This window comes from Paenibacillus sp. GXUN7292, from assembly GCF_050864975.1.
Taxonomy (GTDB): Bacteria; Bacillota; Bacilli; order Paenibacillales; family Paenibacillaceae; genus Pristimantibacillus.
The window spans coordinates 45,276-52,074 of sequence record NZ_JBOZWO010000044.1; the positions used below are offsets into that span (position 1 = coordinate 45,276).

Sequence of the window (6,799 nt, forward strand, 5' to 3'; positions counted from 1 at the left end):
AGGAGCGGATGCGTCAAGTTTCATGGAGTGGAAAAACGTTCGATCTATTTAATTATCTAGCACTAACGTTACTGATGTTAGTCACACTGTATCCCTTTTGGTATGTATTGGTTTCATCGCTAAGCGACCCTCTTTGGGTGACCGCTCAGCGGGGGCTGATTTGGTGGCCAGAAGGCTTCCATCTGGAAGCTTACAAATCCGTGTTTAAGAATCCGGTCATCAAAAGCGGATATGTCAACACGTTAGTTATAGTGCTGGCGGGCACCGCGCTTAATTTGGTACTGACTTCACTGGCTGCCTATGCCTTGTCAAGACCGAATCTGATGCTGAAGAACGCGATCACGTTTTATATCGTGTTTACTATGTTTTTCAGCGGAGGCTTGATTCCATTTTATATTGTTGTATCGGAACTGGGGATGATCGATAGCCTATGGGCATTAATCATTCCGAATGCAATGAGTACGTTTAACTTTATCATTATGCGAACTTCGTTCCAGGCCATACCTGTCAGCTTGGAAGAGTCGGCTCGCTTGGACGGAGCCCATGATTGGACCATCCTGCTCCGCATCGTCTTGCCGTTGTCGATGCCAGTTGTCGCTGTGATGATTTTGTTCTACGGCGTAGCCCATTGGAATTCCTGGTTTAGCGCCGCGATTTTCTTGCGTAGCCGAGAGTTATACCCCTTGCAGCTTGTACTGAGAGAAATATTAATTAACAACAATACAGAACAGATGATGAGCGGCATCTCCGCCAACAATCGAGCGATGGTAGGGGAAACCATCAAGTATGCCACGATTATTGTGGCAACGGGACCGATCCTGCTTCTGTATCCATTTCTGCAGCGTTATTTTGTCAAAGGCGTTATGATAGGAGCGATTAAAGAATGAGCAACCATTTACTTGAAACGGACCTCTTAACCTATTTCGATTGCAATGCTTGTGTTGGTCAATACGGCTATAAGCATCATCGTCAAGTATGGCGAACAGAGGATGTTGTCAGCGAGATGGAACGCTGCGGCATCGCCGGCGCGATTGTCCATCATGGACTTTCTCGAACGCATGCGCCTGACTATGGAAACAGGCGATTGGCTGCGGAACTCGGCAAAAGCCCGCGGCTATTCGGCTGCTGGGCGGTCTTGCCGGATCATGCGACGGATTTTGCATCGCCAGCCGAGTTAATGGAAGCGCTGCGGGAACATGATATCCGTGCGGTCACGATGTTTCCGCGCACGCATCAGTTTGAACTGGACAACCGGACGGTCGGCGCTTTACTGACAGAGCTGGAACGTGCACAGATTCCTTTGTTTATTCAATCCGATGAGATTTCGTTTGCTCAACTTGACGGGATCTTAGACCGGCATCCCCATCTGTCGGTGCTTCTGCTAGGATGCTATTGGGGACAAGAACGCCGGCTATTTCCGCTGATGGATGCTTATCCGCGGTTAGGGATTGATCTGTCCGGTCTGCAGAGCAATCGAATCATAGAAACTCTCTATCAGCGTTATGGCGCTGAACGTATATTTTATGGAAGCGGCATGCCGTATAAAAGTCCGGGTGCAGCTCGAGCGATGATTGACTATGCCGATATCCCCTACCGTGCCAAGCAACTGATCGCTGGCGAGAACTTGAGCAAGTTGCTAGGAATCAAGCCGCCGACAGCGGTCTTCCAGGCCGATGCCATCACATTCCAAGCGGCCAAGGGGATTGCGATCGATGCAGTGAATGTACTTGATTCACATACACATCTGATTGAAGATGGCGGGCGTACGGGGAGCGGGCTGCCGATGCTTGGCGGGGATATCGATGCGATGATGGCGATGTATCGAAGGCTGGGGATCCGCTCTATGTCGATCGCTCCTTGGGCAGGCATCAACGGTGGTGATGCTGCAGCTGGCAATATGATAGCCGAACAAGCCCGCAGCCGCTTTCCGCAAGAGGTCAACTGCTACGCGGTGATAGATCCGAATTATACGCGGGATGTAGCCGCAGAAGCACGCAAGTGGCACTTGGAAAAGCAGTTTACAGGTATGAAGCCTTATTATTATTTGTCGCATACAGCGTATACGGACCCCGTATACAAGCCTTGGTGGGAACTTGCTAATGAACGGCACTTATACGCGCTGGTAGACCCTGCGTTGATCGCCGACCAGCAGTATGTCGAATGGATTGATGAGTTGGCTACTTGTTACCCGCAAGTCCAGATTTTCATGGATCATGCGGGACGGAGTTTTGAGATTGCAGATTTGTACGCCGAGGTAGCTCTGCGTCATGACAATGTAACCTTGCAATTAACCTATACATCAGTCCCACTGGGCGTAATCGAATATTTGACCGAACAGGTAGGCGCTCGCAAAATCCTGTTCGGCACGGATTCGCCTATGCGTGATCCACGACCGCAACTGGGATGGTTGGCCTATGCCAACCTATCACTGGAAGATAAGCGTCAGCTATTTGGAGATAATTTTCGTCGGATTTTGCAACGTTGCAAATTGAAATAATCCATTCATTAGGACGGAAGGGGCGCTATATCACGATGAATTCAGGAAAACGAATGATCTCGATTTGGATGTCTTTGCTTCTGGCAATTAGTTTTTATCTCCCGTCAGGAATTGCATGGGCAGGAGAGGAAGAATCGACTGAACCTGTTATCCGAATGTCATTTGAAGGCGATCTAACGAATTCAGGCAGCAGCGGGCTGACGCCTGTTCTCGCAGGAGGAAATTTAACATACGAGACAGAGGGTGTATCTGGTCAAGCGGTTGCATTCGCCAATCGATTTCTGGATGGTGATGTGCGCACGGCCTATATCGATCTTGGTTCGGAGCTGGGATTTGGCGAGGACGTTGATTTTACAATCGTCTTCTGGATCAAGGCTGGCGAGTTGGATAGGTGGCCGGCGGTCATATCCAATAAACTGGCGATGGATGATACGGGACTTCAGCTTTTCCTAGATGTAAATGGTCAATTGAGGTGGCAATTGACGACAGAGGGAAACGAAAAGTTTACGGATGTGTATATGGGGCAGGTAAATGATGGGTTCTGGCATCATGCTGCGGTTACGCATGATCGGGATGGCTTCGCTCATTTTTATTTCGATGGTGCCAAACTAGAGAATAAATCTGTGGATCTGTCCGAACGGCACGGCAGTGTGGATTCACAATATTCGTTCAAGGTTGGTGCGTCAGGTGCAGGCACAATGGTGAATTACATGGATCAGTTAAATATTAGCCTTGATGAACTGCAGATTTATCGCAGGGTGCTAAGTTCTGAAGAAGTGGAGGGATTGACCAAGTTGCCCGTTCAATTAGAGCTTGATCATCTTGGCGCCATTGCAGTGGGAGATCGTATCAAACAGGGTGCTGCTTTTCTGTACGGCGACAAAACTATGGCCTATGCAGCCGGCGGGGTGACCTTTCAAAGTAGTGATAATGCAGTAGCGGAGATCGAACCTTATACGGGAATGATTACGGCGAAAAGTGCTGGTGAAACAGTGATCTCAGCCCATTATGGCTCTTTATCAGCCCAGTATACGCTTGAAGTGAGCGTAGACGCAGGCAATCCAGATTGGCTGAATCGTCTATCGAGCCAGCATCCACGCTTGATGGTTACCGATGAACTATTGACTGAATTCAACACCAATCTGTTGACGGATGCGCATCTGCAGTTATGGTATGAAGATGTGGAAGGGCAAGCTCAGAATATCCTGGAAGACGAAGTATATGATCCTTTGAATATTAAGCGGATTGAACTACTGGCATTTATGTATCAAGTAACAGAAGATCAGGTCTATGCAGAGCGGGGATATGAAGAGCTTGCCAGTCTGGCTGCGAAAGCTGGATGGTCACCCGATTACTTCCTGAACCATGCAGCCTATCTAATCAGTGCAGCAGTCGGGTATGACTGGTTTTATCAGGCCTGGACGGAGGAGCAGCGAATGGTGATTCGAGATGCGATCATTACGAAGGGTTTACTGCCAGCTCGAACCATCTATCGTTATGAAACAGCATCGCCTTATCTCCAAGCTGAATGGCCAGGTAGAGTCGATAACTGGAACGTCGTAGGCAACAGTGGTGTGATCATGGCGGCTCTTGCCGTGGGCGAACACGCTCCGGCACTAGCGGATGAAGTGCTTGCCTATGCGTTAAACTCGCTTCCTGTCGCACTGGCTAAAACAACGCCGGATGGTGGTTGGTATGAAGGTATTTCGTACTGGAGCTACATGTGGAATATGCTGGTTCGGGCATTGGCAGCTCTAGATACGGCGCTGGGCGAGGGTTATCATAACCTGACTGAGATCGCAGGTATGGCCGATACAGGCAACTTCCCAATTTATATGACAGGCCCGACACAACGAATGTATAATTTTTCGGACAGCTACAGCGGGACGTCAGACTTTTATCAGATGTTCTGGTTGGCGCGGCATTATGACAAGCCGGAATTCACGCAGTATCAAGCGTTATACACAGATATAGCAGCTAATACCTGGGGTGTATATCCACTTTCATCGCTTTGGTATCAGCCTGAACACATGACACCATCGATCTTAGGCCAGGTGCCGCTCGATCGATTATTTTCAGATTCCCAAGTTGCTTCAATGCGAAGCAGTTGGGAGGATCCTGAAGCTATATTCGTAGCATTCAAGGCGGGCGACAATAATGGATCTCATGCCGACTTGGATCTAGGTTCTTTCATTGTTGAGGCGGCGGGGGAGCGCTGGGCAGAGGATATGGGAATGGGTCGCGATGATTGGACTTATTATTATAACAACGGTCCGAACGGATATCGTTGGCAATATTATATTAATCGTGCCGAGGGTCATAACACACTAGTTATCAATCCTAAAACGACAAATGACCCATGGCAGTCTGTCCCCGACCAGAATCCCTTGGCATCGACAGCCCTGACTGAATTTGAATCTAGATCGGATCTGGCATACGGCATCATGGATTTGAGCACGGCCTACAGTTTGCATGATGCGGTTGATGTGAAGCGAGGAATTGCACTCCTGAACGATCGAAAACAAGTGCTTGTGCAAGACGAAATCATGCTGGATGAGCCGGGAGAGATCTGGTGGTTTATGCATCTGAATGGAGAAGTGACGGCTGAGATAGCGTCAGACAAACAATCTGCCATCTTACAGAAAAATGGTAAACGGCTGTGGGTAGGGCTGGCCGAAGCGGTAAACGGCGCCGAGTTCGTTGTGCAGGATGCCAAACCGTTTCCAGGTTCGCCAAACCCATCGGATCAAATAACGAATCCGATTACACCTGATCAGAGTTCACACACACCTTCGCAGAAATTGTCGCTCCATCTGAGCGATACAAAGCAAGCGAGATTGCCAGTGCTGATGCAAGTGCTTCAACCAGGGGAATCGGCGCCGGCCAAGAAGGATCGGCTGACCGCTGTAGCGTTATACGACTGGGCGGAGGCGTTGGGTCAGCCAACTGAGGAACCAGGGGTTCCGGTGGAGCCTGCACAGCCGCCTCAGTCTGAAACTTCATCTGATCCGACGGAGCCCGCAGATGTGCAGGAAGAGAAGGAAGTGCGAGATGGGAGTCAGACGGGATATGAACAAAGCCGATTTCTGGATATTCGAGGACATTGGGCCGAGGAAGCGCTGAGCAAAGCACTTGAGTTGAACTGGCTCAAAGGATATGAAGACGGGCTGATGCGGCCAGATCAGGCAATAAATAGAGCACAGTTTGTAGTTTTATTATCGAGGGCATCGGCTTGGCCCAATGAAGCCGTCAGGCTGAGCTTTACAGATAAACAAAAGATTCCCGCATGGTCGGTTTCGGCGGTCTCCACAGCAAGTCGGTTGGGAATTGTTGTTGGTTATGAGGATGGCAGTTTTCGACCGTCCAACGCCATCACAAGGGCTGAAATGGCAGCGATGATCGCCCGTGCCATTAAAGTCCCAGCGGCCGGCAGTCCGACAACTGGATTTGCCGACGATGCTGCATTTCCGAATTGGGCTAGAGGCTATATCGCGGCTTTGGTTCAGGCTCATCTCATCCAGGGACGGGAAGGGAACCGGTTTGCAGCACATGAAATGGCTACCAGAGCAGAAGCAGTTGTTATGCTGCTTAGAGCACAGAGCGGCCAGCCAGTTTCATGATATATGCAGGTAATTCATTGAAACTTGTTCCCTTGAAATAGTATGGCGAAGGGCAAAATGCTATCTAAATGTATAAATGGAGGCGGAGAAAATGCTGGCTTTGCTAGGTGGTACAAAAACGATTAAAGAAGAACATGTGGAAATGTTCAAGTGGCCCATTATAACAGAGGAGGATGAGATTGCAGCTTTGGCGGTCATTCGCAGCGGAGCGATGTCTGGAACCGACATTACGAAGCAATTCGAGAAGGAATTTGCCCAGTGGCTCGGTATGCAGTATGCTCTTGGTTTTAATAACGGCACAAGCTCCTTATTGGCTGCCATGTATGGCTGTAAAGTGGGAGTGGGCGATGAAATTATTTGTCCGAGCGTCACCTACTGGGCTTCGGCATTGCCAGCCTATGCCTTAGGGGCGACGGTTGTATTCGCCGAAATTGATCCAACCACGCTATGCCTTGACCCGAATGATCTCGAGCATCGTATTACAGAGCGCACCAAAGCAATCGTTGTTGTACATTACTTGGGTCATCCGGCTGATATGGATGCGATTATGGCCATTGCCCAAAAACATAATATTAAAGTGATAGAGGATGTCTCTCATGCAATGGGAGGCTATTATAAGGGCCAAAGAGTGGGGACGACCGGTGATGTTGGAGCAATGTCGCTTATGTCGGGCAAATCACTT

General features: G+C 49.3%; 4 protein-coding genes. All 4 read left to right on the top strand.

The genetic code is table 11. The features are described from left to right. Positions 1–8: 8 nt before the first annotated feature. Complete coding sequence (locus ACRRU2_RS24570) at positions 9–887, top strand: carbohydrate ABC transporter permease (protein WP_432505754.1); 879 nt, start codon at positions 9–11, stop codon at positions 885–887. Then, complete coding sequence (locus ACRRU2_RS24575) at positions 884–2,497, top strand: amidohydrolase family protein (RefSeq protein WP_432505756.1); 1,614 nt, start codon at positions 884–886, stop codon at positions 2,495–2,497. The genes ACRRU2_RS24570 and ACRRU2_RS24575 overlap by 4 nt, the downstream gene beginning before the upstream one ends. A 35-nt stretch (positions 2,498–2,532) precedes the next feature. Then, positions 2,533–6,117: an S-layer homology domain-containing protein gene (locus ACRRU2_RS24580; protein ID WP_432505758.1), complete on the top strand. Its 3,585-nt coding sequence runs from the start codon at positions 2,533–2,535 to the stop codon at positions 6,115–6,117. A gap of 91 nt (positions 6,118–6,208) precedes the next feature. Beyond that, on the top strand, positions 6,209–6,799 hold a 591-nt coding region (locus ACRRU2_RS24585), incomplete at its 3' end, for a DegT/DnrJ/EryC1/StrS family aminotransferase (RefSeq protein WP_432505760.1).

Excerpts from the sequence above, each read along its gene's own strand:
- ACRRU2_RS24570 (WP_432505754.1), top strand. The coding sequence starts at position 9 with ATGCGTCAAGTTTCATGGAGTGGAAAAACGTTCGATCTATTTAATTAT.
- ACRRU2_RS24575 (WP_432505756.1), top strand. The coding sequence starts at position 884 with ATGAGCAACCATTTACTTGAAACGGACCTCTTAACCTATTTCGATTGC.
- ACRRU2_RS24580 (WP_432505758.1), top strand. The coding sequence starts at position 2,533 with ATGAATTCAGGAAAACGAATGATCTCGATTTGGATGTCTTTGCTTCTG.